The 16436-nt window shown below is 72.8% G+C and carries 12 protein-coding genes; 10 read left to right on the forward strand and 2 right to left on the reverse strand.

The window, feature by feature from the left end; genetic code table 11:
- Positions 1-4 precede the first annotated feature (4 nt).
- Positions 5-967, forward strand: a complete 963-nt coding sequence (locus AB0424_RS13570; protein ID WP_366304882.1) for a sugar ABC transporter permease — start codon at positions 5-7, stop codon at positions 965-967.
- A 62-nt stretch (positions 968-1029) separates the two neighbouring features.
- Here AB0424_RS13570 and AB0424_RS13575 read toward each other — a convergent pair whose 3' ends face one another.
- Positions 1030-2250, reverse strand: a complete 1221-nt coding sequence (locus AB0424_RS13575; RefSeq protein WP_366304884.1) for a transposase — start codon at positions 2248-2250, stop codon at positions 1030-1032.
- A 179-nt stretch (positions 2251-2429) separates the two neighbouring features.
- Between AB0424_RS13575 and AB0424_RS13580 the strand changes: the two genes are divergently transcribed.
- The 9 genes from AB0424_RS13580 (at position 2430) to AB0424_RS13620 (ending at position 14323) form a co-directional block, all read left to right on the forward strand.
- Positions 2430-3269, forward strand: coding sequence for a carbohydrate ABC transporter permease (locus AB0424_RS13580; protein WP_366304886.1), 840 nt, complete (start codon positions 2430-2432; stop codon positions 3267-3269).
- Positions 3270-3273: 4 nt separating this feature from the next.
- Complete coding sequence (locus AB0424_RS13585) at positions 3274-4920, forward strand: beta-N-acetylhexosaminidase (RefSeq protein ID WP_366304888.1); 1647 nt, start codon at positions 3274-3276, stop codon at positions 4918-4920.
- 293 nt (positions 4921-5213) lie between these two features.
- A complete protein-coding gene (locus AB0424_RS13590) occupies positions 5214-6089 on the forward strand; it encodes an FAD binding domain-containing protein (RefSeq protein ID WP_366304889.1) in 876 nt (291 codons plus the stop codon).
- Positions 6086-7873: a 2Fe-2S iron-sulfur cluster-binding protein gene (locus AB0424_RS13595; RefSeq protein ID WP_366304891.1), complete on the forward strand. Its 1788-nt coding sequence runs from the start codon at positions 6086-6088 to the stop codon at positions 7871-7873. Before AB0424_RS13590 ends, AB0424_RS13595 begins: the two co-directional genes overlap by 4 nt.
- A gap of 32 nt (positions 7874-7905) precedes the next feature.
- On the forward strand, positions 7906-10191 hold the full coding sequence (locus tag AB0424_RS13600) for a molybdopterin cofactor-binding domain-containing protein (protein ID WP_366305300.1): 2286 nt from the start codon (positions 7906-7908) through the stop codon (positions 10189-10191).
- A 132-nt stretch (positions 10192-10323) separates the two neighbouring features.
- Positions 10324-10791 (forward strand): hypothetical protein, encoded by a 468-nt coding sequence (locus tag AB0424_RS13605; protein ID WP_366304893.1) that lies wholly within the window; start codon positions 10324-10326, stop codon positions 10789-10791.
- 53 nt (positions 10792-10844) lie between these two features.
- Positions 10845-12362: a hypothetical protein gene (locus AB0424_RS13610; protein WP_366304895.1), complete on the forward strand. Its 1518-nt coding sequence runs from the start codon at positions 10845-10847 to the stop codon at positions 12360-12362.
- A 17-nt stretch (positions 12363-12379) separates the two neighbouring features.
- Positions 12380-13627 (forward strand): type VII secretion-associated serine protease mycosin, encoded by a 1248-nt coding sequence (gene mycP, locus AB0424_RS13615; RefSeq protein WP_366304897.1) that lies wholly within the window; start codon positions 12380-12382, stop codon positions 13625-13627.
- A gap of 24 nt (positions 13628-13651) precedes the next feature.
- On the forward strand, positions 13652-14323 hold the full coding sequence (locus AB0424_RS13620; protein ID WP_366305302.1) for a hypothetical protein: 672 nt from the start codon (positions 13652-13654) through the stop codon (positions 14321-14323).
- Here AB0424_RS13620 and AB0424_RS13625 read toward each other — a convergent pair.
- Positions 14320-16416, reverse strand: coding sequence for a protein kinase (locus AB0424_RS13625; RefSeq protein ID WP_366304899.1), 2097 nt, complete (start codon positions 16414-16416; stop codon positions 14320-14322). The two genes, AB0424_RS13620 and AB0424_RS13625, sit on opposite strands and share 4 nt — an antisense overlap.
- Between the last annotated feature and the right edge of the window lie 20 nt (positions 16417-16436).

Genomic DNA, 16436 nt, shown 5'->3' on the forward strand with positions numbered 1-16436 from the left:
CCGCATGACCACCCAACTCACCGAGAAGCGGACCGGCCCGCCCGCGCCCCCGGCCCCCCGGGACGGCGCCCGGTCCGGCCGCGCCCCCCGCCGCGTCGCCCCCTGGACCCCCTGGCTGTACCTCCTGCCCGCCCTCGTGGTCCTCGGCGGACTCCTCCTCTACCCCGTCTACCAGCTCGGGCTCATCTCCTTCCTGGAGTACACCCAGGCCCAGGTCAGCGGCGGGCAGCCCACCTCCTTCAAGGGGTTCGGCAACTACACGGCCCTCTTCGCCGACCCCCAGTTCCGGCAGGTCCTGCTCACCACCGTCGTCTTCGCCGCCGCCTGCGTCCTCGCCACCCTCGCCGTCGGCTGCGCCCTCGCCGTCCTGCTCACCCGCGTGCGCGCCCTGCCCCGGCTCGTCCTGATGACGGCGGCGCTCGGCGCCTGGGCGACCCCCGCGATCACCGGGTCCACCGTCTTCGTCTTCCTCTTCGACCCCGACTTCGGCCCCGTCAACCGCCTGCTCGGGCTCGGCGACCACTCCTGGACCTACGGGCGGTACAGCGCCTTCGCCCTCGTCCTCCTCGAAGTCGTCTGGTGCTCCTTCCCGTTCGTGATGGTCACCGTCTTCGCCGGCATCAAGGCCATCCCGTCCGAGGTCCTGGAAGCCGCCGCCCTCGACGGCGCCTCGCCCTGGCGCATCTGGCGCTCGGTCATGGCCCCGATGCTCCGGCCGATCCTCGTCGTCGTCACCATCCAGTCGGTCATCTGGGACTTCAAGGTCTTCACCCAGATCTACGTGATGACCAACGGCGGCGGCATCGCCGGCCAGAACCTCGTCCTCAACGTCTACGCCTACCAGAAGGCATTCGCCTCGTCCCAGTACAGCCTCGGCTCCGCCATCGGCGTCGTCATGCTGCTCATCCTGCTGGCCGTCACCCTCGTGTACCTGCGCCTGCTGCGACGTCAGGGAGAAGAACTTTGAAACCTCCCCTGCCCGGAGACGGCGACCCGCTGTCCTCCCGGGCCGATGCGGGGATTCCTGGCTCACGCTGCCGGGTGAGGCGGCGCCCCGCCCGGACTTCCGCGATCGGCACCAGCCGGGTCGAGACCAGCCCGGACCAGCATCACGCGGGCGGAGTTCTTGTCCCTGGGGGACACGGCTCCGCACGTGGTGCAGGTGTACGTACGCTCGGAGAGGGGGAGTGCGTACTTGGTTCTCGCACCGCACTGCGCGCAGTCCATCGTGGTGTGCGCGGGGTGTACCAGGTGCACGATCCGGCCGTGCTTACGGGCCTGCTCGATCAGTGCTGTCTTGGTCATGCCGATCGCGGCGTCCGCCGCCTTGCGGGCCATGGTGGTCCTCGTGAGGAACTTCGGACGGAAGTCCTCGACCGCCAGGGCGTCATGGTCGCGCACGACCTGCTTCGCCCACTTGCGCACCGTGTCCCGGCGCTGCCGCGTGACCTTCCGGTGAATTTTCGCGACCTGCAGTCGGGCGGTCTTGTATCCCCTGGAACCGGGCTTGCCCTTCGCCGGCCTACGCCTCGCCATCATCCGCTGACAGCGGGCGAGCTTCTGCGCGGCCGTCCTGCCGTGCCGCGGGTGGGGGAGGTCGTGAGCGTCGGACGTGGTGGTCGCGGTCTCCTTGACTCCCCAGTCGATCCTGATGACACGGCCGGTCTTCGGGAGAGGCTGGACTCTCGCGGGTACCACGAAGGACGCGAACCACGCTCCCGTGCCGTCCTGGTGGACACGCACGCTGGACGGATCGGCCGGAAGCTCCCGCGACCACACCACGGTCAGCACGATGCCTCCCGCAAGGTGCAGACGGCCGTCCTTCAGCCGGAAACCGCGGCGGGTGTAGTTGAGGCTCGGCAGCGCCAGGTGCTTCTTCTTCCACCTCGGCATCCCCGCTCGCCGGCGCATGGGCAACCGGTCCTCGATGTCCTTCTGCGCCTTGGCACGCGCCTTGCCGAAGTCTCGTACCACCTGCTGCTGAGGAACCGAGGAGCCCTCGCGCAGCCACGGCGTGTGCTTGCGGGCGTCGGTCAGCATCCTGTCGAGCCGGGCCGGACCACACGTCGTGCGTGCTCCTCCGGCCTGGTTGTTCAGGTGCACGGCCCTCGACTTGGCAACGGACTCGTTCCAGATCCACCGGCACCGGTCCCATTCGGCCGCCAGAGCGCTTCCCGCCGCGGACGACACGCGCAGCCGAAAGCTCCACCGGGCATACCCCGCAACCCCTGTCCGCACTTCCCCCGCCATGAGTCGCAACCTAGTCAGGAGGAACGGCAATTGAGGGCGAAACGTCATGGAACGCCGATTGATTGCCGTGTGCGACATAAAGTGCTTCGTTCTGACGGCCGAGCGTCCGCCTTTGCCCTGCTCTGCAAGTGTCCGATTCTTTCCCGGCTCGAAGGCCGGGGCGTCCTGGGAGGTGTGCGGTGAGTCTCCTCCGGATCCGGCGCCCCGGGCGCCTCGTGGCCGAGGTGGGGGTGTTGGGCGTCGCCGTCGTGGTGGCCTTCCCGCTGTACTGGATGGTGCTGTCGGCGTTCAAGCCGGCGGGGGAGATCCAGTCGGCGCATCCGCGGCCGTGGACGCTGGCGCCGTCGCTGGAGTCGTTCCGGCGGGTGCTCACCCAGCAGGAGTTCGGGCGCTACTTCGTCAACTCGCTGGTCGTGGCGCTCACCGTGGTGGTCGCCTCCGCGCTGATCGCGTTCCTCGCGGCGACGGCCGTCACCCGGTTCCGCTTCCGGTTCCGGACGACGCTGCTGATCATGTTCCTCATCGCGCAGATGGTGCCGGTCGAGGCGCTGACCATCCCGCTGTTCTTCCTCATGCGGGACCTCGGACAGCTCAACACCCTCGGCTCGCTGATCCTGCCGCACCTGGCCTTCTCGCTGCCCTTCGCGATCTGGATGCTGCGCGGCTTCGTGAAGGCCGTGCCGGAGGCGCTGGAGGAGCAGGCCCAGATCGACGGCGCGAGCCGCACGCGCTTCCTCTGGCAGATCCTGTTCCCGCTGGTCCTGCCGGGCCTCGTCGCCACCAGCGTGTTCTCGTTCATCTCCACCTGGAACGACTTCCTCTTCGCCAAGTCGTTCCTCATCAGTGACACCTCGCAGTCGACCCTGCCGATGGCGCTGCTCGTCTTCTTCAAGCCCGACGAGAACGACTGGGGAGGCATCATGGCCGGGTCGACCGTGATGACGATCCCGGTGCTCGTCTTCTTCGTACTCGTACAGCGCCGCCTGGTCTCCGGACTGGGCGGGGCGGTGAAGGACTGACGCGATGATCTCCGAACTGGCCCTGATCCCCGCACCCCTCTCGGCCGAGAACCGGGGGCGCACCCCCGGACACGTCCTGGACGCCCACACCACGATCGACGCGGCCCCGGGCACCGAGTCCACCGCGCGCTGGCTGCGCTCCGTCCTGGGCGCCGCCATCGGACTGCCGTTCGCCGACGGCCCCGGGCCCGGCGCGATCCGGCTGCGGACCAGCGAGGAGGTCGAGCGGGAGTACGGCCCCGAGGGCTACCGCCTCTCCACCGACGGCTCCGTCGCCGACGCCGCCGTCCTCGTCGAGGGCGGCGGGCCCGCCGGCGTGTTCTGGGGCGCCCAGACCCTCCGCCAGCTCCTCGGCCCGGACGCGTACCGCAAGGCGCCGGTACGGGACGGCGGCTGGGCCCTGCCGCCCCTCACCGTCGAGGACGGACCCCGCTTCGGCTGGCGCGGCCTCCTCCTCGACGTCTCCCGGCACTTCACGCCCAAGGACGACGTCCTGCGCCAGCTCGACCTGCTGGCCGCCCACAAGCTGAACGTCTTCCACTTCCACCTCACCGACGACCAGGGCTGGCGCATCGAGATCAAGCGCCACCCCCGGCTCACCGAGGTCGGCTCCTGGCGCGCCCGCACCAAGTGGGGCCACCGGGCCTCGCCGCTGTGGACCGAGACCCCCTACGGCGGGTTCTACACGCAGGACGACATCCGCGAGATCGTCGCGTACGCCGCCGAGCGGCACATCACCGTCGTCCCCGAGATCGACCTGCCCGGCCACTCGCAGGCCGCGATCGCCGCCTACCCCGAACTCGGCAACACCGACGTCGTCGACACCGCCGCGCTCACCGTCTGGGACACCTGGGGAGTCAACCCGAACGTCCTCGCCCCCACCGAGACCGTCCTGCGGTTCTACGAGGGCGTCTTCGAGGAGGTCCTCGAACTCTTCCCGTCCACCTTCGTCCACGTCGGCGGCGACGAGTGCCCCAAGGACCAGTGGAAGGCGTCCCCGGCCGCCCAGGCCCGCATCAAGGAACTCGGGCTCGCCGACGAGGACGAGCTCCAGTCCTGGTTCATCCGTCACTTCGACCGCTGGCTCTCCGACCGCGGCCGCCGCCTCATCGGCTGGGACGAGATCCTGCAGGGCGGCCTCGCGGAGGGCGCGGCCGTCTCCTCCTGGCGGGGCTACGGCGGCGGCATCGCCGCCGCGACCGCCGGCCACGACGTCGTCATGTGCCCCGAGCAGCAGGTCTACCTGGACCACCGTCAGGCGCCGGGCGAGGACGAGCCCGTGCCCATCGGCTTCGTCCGCACCCTGGAGGACGTCTACCGCTTCGAGCCCGTCCCGCCGGGCCTGCCGCCGGAGGCCGTCGCCCACATCCTGGGAACCCAGGCCAACGTGTGGACCGAGGTCATGGAGAACCGCGGCCGCGTCGACTACCAGGTCTTCCCGCGCCTCGCGGCCTTCGCCGAGGTCGCCTGGTCCGCGCTGCCCGCGCCGGACGCCCGCGACTACGCCGGCTTCGAGCGCCGGATGAGCACCCACTACCGGCGCCTCGACGCCCTCGGCGTCGACTACCGCCCGCCCGCCGGCCCCCACCCCCGGCAGCAGCGCCCCGGGGTCCTCGGCCGCCCCATCGAGGGGGCGCCCCCGAACGTGTGAGGGTCCCGCCGTCGACGTCCGGAGACCCTGACGTCGATCGTGTGAGAGGCCCGAAGCCCCCGTGCCACCCAAGAGCGGCGAAACGGAAGTCCCCGCCGCTCCTGGGGTGTACCGGACGGAACAGTCCTTCGCGGACCCTCGCGCCGGACCGCTCGGAAGATGTGCCAGAGTTGCCACGTCCGGCGTGTGAGCACGTACGGTACGCCCACACGCAGGCGCGACGGCAGACGTGACAGCAGGCGCGCGGCCGGGCACAGTCGGGGACCACCGGGACACCGGGAAGGGGCAGCGGGTTGACCACGCACGCACCACAGACGGCGCAGTCCGTGACGCTGCCCGCCTCGCTCGACGAGGCCGTGGCGGCGCTCACCGCCATGCCGGCCGCCGTGCCCGTCGCCGGTGGCACCGACCTCATGGCCGCCGTCAACCGGGGCCAGCTCCGCCCCGCCGGGCTCGTCGGCCTGAGCCGCATCAACGAGATCCGCGGCTGGCAGTACCAGGACGGCCACGCCCTCCTCGGCGCCGGCCTCACCCACGCCCGGATGGGCCGCCCCGACTTCGCGGCCCTCATCCCGGCCCTGGCCGCGGCCGCCCGGGCCGCCGGACCGCCCCAGATCCGCAACGCGGGCACCCTCGGCGGCAACGTCGTCACCGCCGCGCCGACCGGCGACTCGCTGCCCGTCCTCGCCGCGCTGGAGGCCGACCTCGTCGTCCTCGGGCCGCTCGGGAGCCGCGAGATCCCCGTCTCCCACCTGCTCGCGGGCCGCGACCTCCTCGCCCCCGGCGAGCTCGTCGCCTTCGTCCGCGTCCCCCTGCTCCACGCCCCCCAGGTCTTCCTCAAGGCCACCGGCCGCACCGGTCCCGCCCGCGCCACCGCCTCCGTCGCCGTCGTCCTCGACCCCGCCCGGCGCGGCGTGCGCTGCGCCGTCGGCGCCGTCGCCCCGATGCCGCTGCGTCCGCTGGAGGCCGAGCGCTGGATCGCCTCGCTCGTGGACTGGGACAACGACCGGGGGCTCGCCCCCGAGGCGCTCGCGGCCTTCGGCGAGTACGTCGCCGCCGCCTGCATCCCTGACCCGCCGGGTGACGAACAGCTGCCCCCCGGCGTACTGCACCTGCGGCGCACCGTCGCCGCACTCGCCCGACGGGCACTGGGGAGGGCACTGTCGTGAGCACCAACGACCGGCACGGGGACGACACCGGCCAGGGCGGCTACCCCGGCGGCTGGGAGCCGATCCCGCAGAGCGAGGGGTACGACGGCGACGCCACGGCGTTCGTCCAGCTGCCCCCCGACTTCATGCTCGACGGCGTCCCCCTGGAAGCGCCCGGCCACGGCTACGTACCGCCGATGATCACCCCGCTCCAGCCGCTCACCCAGGCCGCCGCGACCGACCCGTCGGCGACCGGCACCTGGAACGTGCACCTCCCCGCCGAGGCCGAGCAGACCCAGTACTTCGACCGGCCCTCGTACCCGGGCCTCTCCCCGTACGACGGCGCCCCCGAGTACGCCGACGGGTACGCCGAGGGCCACGACGCGTACGCCGACGGGCCCGACGCCTACGCCGACGGGCCCGAGTACGCCGGACAGCACCCGGGGTACGACGGACGGCAGGGCGAGTACGACGGACGCCAGGGCGAGTACGACGGGCAGGCGGCGGGATACGACGTCCCGCGGCCCGGGTACGACGCGCCGGCCGACTACCCGGACTACGCGCGTCAGGCCGAGTACACCGAGTACGCCGGCCAGGACGCGCACGCCGAGCGGGACCCGCACGCGACGGCCGAGTGGCGCTTCGGCGAGGCGGCCGCGCCCGCCTCCGGCACCACGGGCCAGTGGCAGATCCCGGTCGTGCCGGACACGGCCGAGGCGGTCGGCGAGGACTCGGGCGAGTTCGCCCCCTCCGCCCTCGCCCCGTACGCCGAGGCCCCCGCCACCCTGCCGGGCGGCGCCCCGGCCCCCTGGGCCCTCACCGGCGAGCCGTCGGCCGACGCGGCCGACGAGGACGCGGGGACGGCTCCCGAGGCCGCCGGTGACGACGCCGACACCCCGGACGGGTTCCGGGCCGAGGCGTCCGGCGCCTCGGACGAGCCCGCCGGTTTCGACGGTGTCGACGGCTTCGACGGGCCCGACGGCGAGCGGTCCTCGGACGTCGTCGACGGCCCGGGCGACCTCGACGGACACGCGGCGACCGACAGCGAGTCCGACGGGCACGCGCGGGCGGACGAACACCCCGCTCCGGACGGTGCGGACGGCCATTCCGGTGCGGACGGGCATTCCGGTCCGGACGGGTCGGGCGTCGGGTCCGAGGAGGCCGCCGCCTCCCTGCGCGCCTCCGCCCCCTCCCCGAGCCCCTACGCCTCGACCGACAGCGACGAACATCCCCACACCTCGTACACCCTGCGGGTCAACGGGGCCGACCGGCCGGTCACCGGGTCCTGGATCGGCGAGTCGCTGCTCTACGTCCTGCGCGAGCGGCTCGGCCTCGCGGGCGCCAAGGACGGCTGCTCCCAGGGCGAGTGCGGCGCGTGCAACGTGCAGGTCGACGGCCGGCTCGTGGCCTCCTGCCTGGTCCCCGCGGCGACCGCCGCCGGGAGCGAGGTGCGGACGGTCGAGGGCCTCGCCGCCGACGGCGAGCCGTCCGACGTGCAGCGGGCGATGTCCCGGTGCGGCACGGTCCAGTGCGGCTTCTGCATCCCGGGCATGTGCATGACCGTGCACGACCTCCTGGAGGGCAACCACGCCCCCACGGAACTGGAGACCCGACAGGCGCTCGCCGGCAATCTGTGCCGGTGCTCCGGCTACCGCGGCGTGCTCGACGCCGTCCGCGACGTCGTCGCCGAGCGCGAGGCGAGCGCCGCGGCCGGTGCCTCCGAGACCTCCGACGAGACCCGTGCCGCGCACGAGGTCCGCGTCCCGCACCAGATCCCCCACCCGCACGACGGAGGCATGGCGTGAGCAGCGACGGGACCACCGCCGTTCCCGTAGTCCTGGACGTTCCCGGAGCCGTCGGCCCGGAGCCGGCCGCGCACGGCCTCGGCACCTCGCTCCCGCAGGCCGAGGCCCGCGCGAAGACCGAGGGCACCTTCCCGTACGCCTCCGACCTGTGGGCCGAGGGCCTCCTCTGGGCGGCGGTCCTGCGCTCGCCGCACCCGCACGCGCGGATCGTCTCCGTCGACACCGAGGCCGCGGCCGCCATGCCCGGCGTACGGGCCGTGGTCACCGCCGCCGACGTGCCCGGCGCGGCGACGTACGGCCGACGCGTCGCCGACCGGCCCGTCTTCGCCTCCGACCTGGTCCGCCACCACGGCGAGGCCATCGCGGCCGTCGCCGCGGACCACCCCGACACGGCCCGGCTCGCCGCGGCGGCCATCAGCGTCGAGTACGAGGTCCTCGACCCGGTGACCGACCCGGAGAAGGCGTTCGCGGCCGAGGCGCTCCACCCCGACGGCAACCTGATCCGGCACATCCCGCTGCGCTTCGGCGACCCGGAGGCCACCGGCGAGGTCGTCGTCGAGGGGCTCTACCGGATCGGACGCCAGGACCCGGCGCCGATCGGAGCCGAGGCCGGCCTCGCCGTGCCACGCCCCGACGGAGGCGTCGAGCTCTACACCGCCTCGACCGACCCGCACACCGACCGGGACCTGGCCGCCGCCTGCTTCGGCCTGCCGCCCGAGCAGGTCAAGCTGGTCGTCACCGGCGTCCCCGGCGCCACCGGCGACCGCGACGACCCCGGGTTCCAGATCCCGCTGGGCCTGCTCGCGCTGCGCACCGGCTGCCCGGTCAAACTCACCGCCACGCGCGAGGAGTCCTTCCTCGGCCACGCCCACCGCCACCCGACGCTGCTGCGCTACCGGCACCACGCCGACGCCGAGGGCCGCCTGGTGAAGGTCGAGGCGCAGATCCTGCTCGACGCGGGCGCCTACGCCGACTCGTCCTCCGAGTCCCTCGCCGCCGCCGTCGCCTTCGCCTGCGGCCCGTACGTCGTCCCGCACGCCTTCGTCGAGGGCTGGGCCGTCCGCACCAACAACCCCCCGTCCGGCCACGTCCGCGGCGAGGGCGCCATGCAGGTGTGCGCCGCCTACGAGGCCCAGATGGACAAGCTCGCCGGCAAACTCGGCGTGGACCCGGCCGAGTTGCGCATGCGGAACGTCCTGGCCACCGGCGACATCCTGCCCACCGGCCAGACGGTCACCTGCCCGGCCCCCGTCGCCGAACTCCTCTCCGCCGTAAAGGACTTCCCCCTTCCCCCGCTCCCCAAGGACACCCCCGAGGGCGACTGGCTGCTGCCCGGCGGCCCCGAGGGCGCCGGCGAACCCGGCGCGGTCCGGCGGGGCGTGGGCTACGCCCTCGGCATGGTGCACATGCTCGGCGCGGAGGGCACCGACGAGGTCTCGACCGCGACCGTGCGGGTCGTCGACGGCGTCGCCACCGTCATCTGCTCGGCCGTCGACACCGGTTCGGGCTTCTCCACGCTCGCCCGCCAGATCGTCCAGGAGACCCTCGGCATCGACGAGGTCCACGTCGCCCCCGTCGACACCGACCAGCCGCCGGCCGGCCCCGCCGCCCACGGCCGCCACACCTGGGTCTCCGGCGGCGCGGTCGAACGCGCCGCCAAGATGGTCCGCACCCAGCTCCTCCAGCCGCTCGCCCACAAGTTCGGCATGTCGACGGAGCTCCTCCAGATCACCGACGGCAAGATCACCTCCTACGACGGCGTCCTCTCGACCACCGTCACCGAGGCCATGGACGGCAAGGAGCTCTGGGCCACCGCCCAGTGCCGGCCCCACCCCACCGAGCCCCTCGACGACGCCGGCCAGGGCGACGCCTTCGTCGGCCTCGCCTTCTGCGCCATCCGCGCCGTCGTCGACGTCGACATCGAACTCGGCGCCGTCCGCGTGGTCGAGATGGCCGTCGCCCAGGACGTCGGCCGCATCCTCAACCCCGCCCAGCTCGCCACCCGTATCGAGGCCGGCGTCACCCAGGGCGTCGGCGCCGCCCTCACCGAGAACCTCCGCACCGCCCGCGGCCTCGTCCGTCACCCCGACTTCACCGGCTACGCACTCCCGACATCCCTGGACGCCCCGGACATTCGCATCGTGAAACTCGTCGAAGAGCGCGACGTCGTCGCCCCCTTCGGCGCCAAGCCCGCCAGCGCCGTCCCCGTCGTCACCTCACCCGCCGCCGTGGCCTCAGCCGTACGCGCCGCCACCGGCCGCCCGGTCAACCGCCTCCCGATCCGCCCCCAGGCCGCCGTCGCCGTGCCCAATTCGTAACCATGTGATGTCCGTTGCTTGTGCAACCGGGAGGTGCACACTGTCGTCGTTCCTGACTACAGTGAACTTCTAGACTTGTGCGGTAAACAGCATGGTGGTTCACGGGGGAGGGACGCGGGCATGCAGGCTCCGATGGATGGACTGGCCGCCGGAATGCGGACGCAGGCCGTCAAGTACAGCGCCGACTCCATCGGCGAGTTCAAGACCGAGGTCGACAAGCTCATCGACTCGCTCGACGGCACGATGAAGGTGGCGGCCGACCCCAACGGCACCGTGACCGCCGTCGACCGCAGCAAGTTCGGTGGTGGCGGCGCCGCTTGGGCCGAGGCGCAGAGCGCCTACGCCTCGTACTCCAAGGTGCGCCAGAGCCTGGTGGACCTGTCCAAGCTCCTCAAGGACTGCCTGGAGGGCCTCGGCATCGCCGTCGTCGCCTCCCAGGACGGCATCGAGACGATGGACGAGGACCTCAAGCTGAAGATGCGCGGCATCTACCAACGTACGAAGGACGCGCACGACAAGTCCGACCAGCAGAAGACGGATCAGGGCACCCCGCCGGCCGTCGGCAGCGAGGGAACCTCGGGCGGCGGAACCTTCCAGTAGGCGCGGCCGACACATCGGGACACACGGGGACACGGGGAAGAGGCGAAGAAGAGATGATTCCGGCAGACGGCGGCGACGGCGGCGGGGGCGTCGGCGGAACCAACTTCCGCGACATGAGCCACCAGCAGATGCTCAACTGGCTCAACGAGGCGAGCAGCTTCTACGTCGGCGACGCGGCCGGCGTGCTGAACACGACCGGCACGAAGCTCACCGAGATCGCCGATCGGCTCGTCGACCGCATGAAGGAGATGGACTGGGAGGGCGAGGCGGAGAAGGCGTTCTCCGAGTGGACCCTCGCGGTGGCCAAGTCCACCTCGGACCTCGGTACGTACAGCACCGACGGCGCGTACTGGATGGAGGGCAACGCCACGGCCATCGCCGCGGCCGCCAGCGCCATCCCCCGGTACGTCTCGTACGAGAGCGCCAAGTCCAACCTCGAAGCCGCGCTCAAGTACCACAACGACCCGGACTCGCAGACCATCGCCCGCGACGCGAAGAAGGCCAGCGACGAACTGGCGACCATCGAGGGCAAGGAGCGCGCCAACCAGCAGGCCGCCGCCACCGAGATGGAGCGGCTCTCCGCCACCTACCAGTGGTCCAGCACGCAGATGTCGGGCATGGAGCCGCCCACGTTCCCGCCGCCGCCGGGGGCGTTCGTTCCGGAGAACCCCGATCGTGTCCGTCAGGGCTCCGAGTACATCGGGTCCTCCCCCCAGAGCGGCAGTCGCTTCACGGGCACCGACTCGGGTACGACGACGCAGCAGACACAGCCGCACCAGGGCACCCGCACCACGCCCGACACGAACGTCGTCCCGCCGACCGGCGACCCGACGGGGCCGACGCACGTCATCCGGCCGGAGGTACGGCCCGACGTGCCGGTGGACCTCGGCATCGACAGCGTGGACACCAAGCCGCACACCCCGACCGCGCCGACGACGCCGACCCCGGGCGGCCCGCCGCCGCTCACCAAGCCGGACGGCGCCACGCCTCCCTTCGTGACCCCCGGCATGCCCCCGCTGAACGTGAAGGGCGGCGGACCGGGACCCCTCGGTCCGACCGGTCCCGTCACCGGCGGCACGCGCAACCAGCTGCCCAACGGTGGCCTGCGCGGTATGCCGGGCCCGCTGGGCGGCCCCCGCGAGGGCATCAGCGGCGGCCGTGCGGTCCCCCACACCACGGGACGTCCGCAGACGGGCATCCCGCGCAGCACCGTCATCGGCAACGAGCCCACCGGCCGCAGCGGCGCCGGCATGGGCCGGGGCGGTATGGGCGGCGGCCACGGCATGGGCGGGTCCATGGGCGGCGGTGCCGGCCAGAACGGCATCAGCGGCGGACGGCGCCTCGCCGGCGAGACCGGCGGTGTCGTCGGCGGCAAGGCCCAGCGCGCCGGTACGACCGGCGGTACGGGTGCCGCGCGCCCCTTCACGCCCGGCGGCTCCGGTCTCGTCCGCGGAGGCACCCCGCAGTCGCGTGAGCGCGAGGAGCAGAACGGAGAGCGTCCCGACTACCTGGTCGAGGACGAGGAGACCTGGCAGCAGGGCCGCCGCGTGGCGCCGCCCGTCATCGACTGATCAGCGCGAGGAAACAGATGTCTACCAGCAGTACGCGTCGGAGCCGTGCCCGCGTCACCGCCTCGGCCGCCTTGGGGATGCTGCTGGTGGGCATCGCTTCCGTGCCCGCCCACGCGGAGGGCATCCGTGACCGGCAGTGGCACCTGGACGCTTTCGGCGCCGAGGAGATCTGGCAGTACAGCACGGGCAAGGGCATCACCGTCGCGGTGATCGACTCCGGCGTGGAGAAGAGCAACCCCGACCTCCGAGGCCAGGTGCTCCAGGGCAAGGACTTCGCACCCGAGGAGTCGGGCGATCAGTTCACCGACTACGACGGGCACGGTACGGGGATGGCCGGACTGATCGCCGGTACCGGAGCGAGGGACGGCGGGAACGGTGCCTTCGGCCTCGCGCCGGGCGCCAAGATCCTGCCGATCCGGGTTCCGGGCCTCGAAGGGGGCGAAACCAACCTGGCCGCCGGTGACGCCCAGTTCAACCGTGTCGTCCCTCAGGCGATCAGGTACGCGGCCGATTCCCGTGCTCAGGTCATCAACGTCTCCCTCGGTTCCGAAGCAGGCTCGCAAGCACTCACCGACGCGGTGAAGTACGCCCTGGGCAAGGGTTCCCTCGTCTTCGCCTCCGTCGGGAACAGCGGTGACAAGAGGAACCAGGTCGAGTACCCGGGGGCGACCCCCGGCGTGGTCGGTGTCGGCGCCGTCGACAACAAGGGCACGCGCATCCCGATGTCCGAGTACGGCGACCAGGTCGACGTCGTCGCGCCTGGCAAGGACGTCGTGCACGCCTGTGGCGGAGGCACGGGTCTCTGCAAGTCCAGCGGTACCAGTGGAGCCACCGCCCTCGCCTCCGCCTCCGCCGCGCTCCTCTGGTCGAAGCACCCCGACTGGACCAACAACCAGGTCCTGAAGGTCATGCTCGACACGATCGCAGCCCCCTCCGGTGGCGAGAAGCGCAGCGACTACGTCGGTTACGGGGCGCTTCGCCCGCTCCGTACGCTCAAGACGCCCGGTGACCCCGGCCCGGCCGGTGTACGGCCCATCGACGACCTGACCGAGGCGGCGCCGACGGCGTCTGCCACGCCCTCCGGCGACGGTGAGCTGCCTTCGGCGCAGCCCGTTCCCGAAGGGTCCTCCGCAGCGCCCGCGGCCGGCCCCGTGGCGAGTGAGGACGGAGACGACACCGGCCTCTGGATCGGCCTCGGCATCGGCGCCGCCGTGCTGATCGGCGCCGCGGTCGCCGTGCCCGTACTGCGTGCGCGGCGGGGCTGAGCGGAGTCCTCTGTCGTGACGCACATGTGGTCGTCGCCCGCGCGCATCGGTGCGGCCCTCGCCCTGGCCGTAGTTCTGACGAGCTGCGGCGACGGCGGCGGGGGCGGACCGGAGGAGCCGGCGGGGCTGACGGCGGCCGAGGCATGCGGAGGCTTCGCCGGGCAGGCGGACGCCGCGGCGGCGCTCAAGGCCGTCCTGGGCGGCACGCGTTTCGAGGACGACCTGTCGCGGCGCGACAGGGCCCTCTCCCGGCTGCGTGACGACGCCGCCGCGCCCTGGGCCGCCTCGTACCGGCCGCAGCCGGTGAGGTACTGCGGCCTTCGGTCGACGGAGGGCGACCCGAAGGCTCTCAGGATCGAGGTGGGCGCGGTGGGGAAGGGCCCGTATCTGGGTCCGGAGCTCGCCACGTCGGTGACCGCGTATGCCTCAGGGCTGGAGGCGTTCTCCTCCTCCGGCATCGGCCGTGTCTACTTCTCCTGCCGTCCCGAGGCGACGGCACACGCCATCGTCGTCAAAACGACCATCTGGGGCCCGGCGGACGCCCCGGACACGGACCTGGGCCGGCGGACCCGACTGATCACCCTCGCCAACGCGGCGGCCCGGGACGTCGCCGCCGAGCTGGGGTGCGCCGACACGGGGCTGGTCGAAGGGGTGCCGGCGACGAGGCAGCCCGAGTTCACCGTGCCGACGGACTAGACCCCGAAGACCGGCATCGCCGCGATCCGGCCGCCCCGGGCGATGAAGACGCGGTTGCCGCCGCTCGCCAGCTGGTAGGTGCCCTGGCCCCGTATGGTCACGTTGAAGAGGTGGTCGTGGGTGGCCTTGTGGACCACGCGGACGGAGCTGTTGTCGGGGTAGTGGAGCCAGACGGTCGCTCCCGCGACGGCCGGGGGGTTGACGGTGCCGGGGCCCGTTCCGTCCATGACCTCGTACCAGTCGGAGACGCCGAAGCGGACGTCGCGCATGGTCTTGTACCGGTAGGCGTTGTAGCTGTTCATCGCGAAGACGAGTTCGCCCGAGGCCGCGGGAGTGCCCCACGGCACCACGTCGCTGTTGGCCTCCTCCTCCCACAGGAAGTCGCCGCGGTCGAGGCGGCGGGCCGTCAGCTTGCGACCGCCGAAGTAGGCGGCGTTGTTGGCGCCGAGGGCCGGGGCCTGGCCGTCCGTGCCCTGGTCCTTGATCTCCCAGTCCGTCTCGCCCGTCGCGGTGTACAGGGCCGCGACGTGGCCGTCCCTGCCGTGGATCACGAGCCGCTTGCGGCCCACGGCCGCCTTGGCCGCTCCGTTGTGGGAGCGGGGGGAGGTCATCGGGCGGGTCCAGGTGGTGGCGAGCGTCCAGGCGTCGAGGGCGCGCAGCTCGTTGTCCTTCGTGACCAGGTAAACGTGGGTGTCGTCGGCCGCGAGGACGTCGTCCACATCGGACTGGGACTGCCAGACGGGCTTGCCGGTGGAGGCGACGAAGGCGTTGAGGACGCCGTTCTTGTCGACGGCCACGACGAGCCGGTCGGCGACGGAGACGTATCCGCCGTCGGCGTCGATGTCCTCGGCCCGCCACCGCTCCCCGCCGTTCGTGACGGACAGGGCGAGCAGGCCGCCCGTCTTGGCCTGGGTGATCAGCACGTCCCGTACCGGCAGCGGCAGTTCGCCCTCCGCCGCCACCAGGTCCAGCGGGCCCCAGAAAGGGGCGGGGGTCTCGCCCGGCCTGATGTCGACGGCCGAGACGAACGCGGCCTCCGGGGTCGCGACCGCGGGAGGCACGTCGGCCGTCGGCGACGTGCCTTCGCCGCGGCTCATCCACCAGGCGCCGGCCCCGCCGCCGGCGCCGAGGACCGCCACGCCCGCGGCGGCGCCGGTGAGGAAGCGGCGGCGTGACGGAGACGCGGGTACGGCGGTGTCCGCGGGCACCACGAGGCGCTTCGTGGCGGTCTCGCGCCGCTTGATGTCGTCGGCGAGAGGCCCCTTGCGCCAGACGCGGTCGGCGCCCTTCGGCGGGGCGAAGACCTCCGCGATCCGCGGGGGCGCGGGGCGGTGGGCCGGGTCCTTCGCCAGGCACGGGCCGATCAGCTCCCGGAGCTCCTGAGGGACCAGGCTCAGGTCCGGGGTGCCGTGCACCACCTCGTACTGGACGGCGGCGACGTGCCCGCCGTCGAAGGTCCGGCGCCCGCTCGCCGCGTACGCGAGGACCGCGCCCAGGGAGAAGACGTCCGAGGCGGGGCCGACCCGCTGGCCGAGGACCTGCTCGGGGGCCCCGTATCCGGGGGTGACGGGGATCTGGCCCGTGGTGGTGAGGGTGAGGCCGTGTTCGGGGCGGGCGATGCCGAAGTCGATGATCCGCGGGCCGGTCGAGGTGAGCACGATGTTCGCCGGCTTGAGGTCGCGGTGGACGAGCCCGGCCACGTGGATGTCGTGCAGCGTGGCGGCCAGCCGGACGGCGAGGGCGCGGACGGTCGGCACGTCCATCGGCCCGTACGCCCGGACGGCCTCGTCCAGCGTCGGGCCGGCGAGGAACTCCGCGGCGATCCACGGCCGTCCGCCCTCGGTCTGCGCGCCGAGCACCCGTGCCACGCCCTTGCTCGTGACGGCCCGCGCCATGTCGGCCTCGCGGACGAAGCGCTGGGCGAGGTGGCGGTCGTGGGCGAGTTCGGGGCGCAGGACCTTGACGGCGGCGGGTGTCCCGTCGCCGTCGCGGCCCACGTACACCTTGCCCATGCCGCCTTCGCCGAGGACGCCGAGCAGGCGGTACGGGCCGAGCCGGAGCGGGTCGCCGGTGGCGAGGGGCTGAGTGGTCACGAGACTGCTTTCCGGAGGGG

The organism is Streptomyces sp. NPDC051180, from assembly GCF_040689545.1.
Classification (GTDB): Bacteria; Actinomycetota; Actinomycetes; order Streptomycetales; family Streptomycetaceae; genus Streptomyces.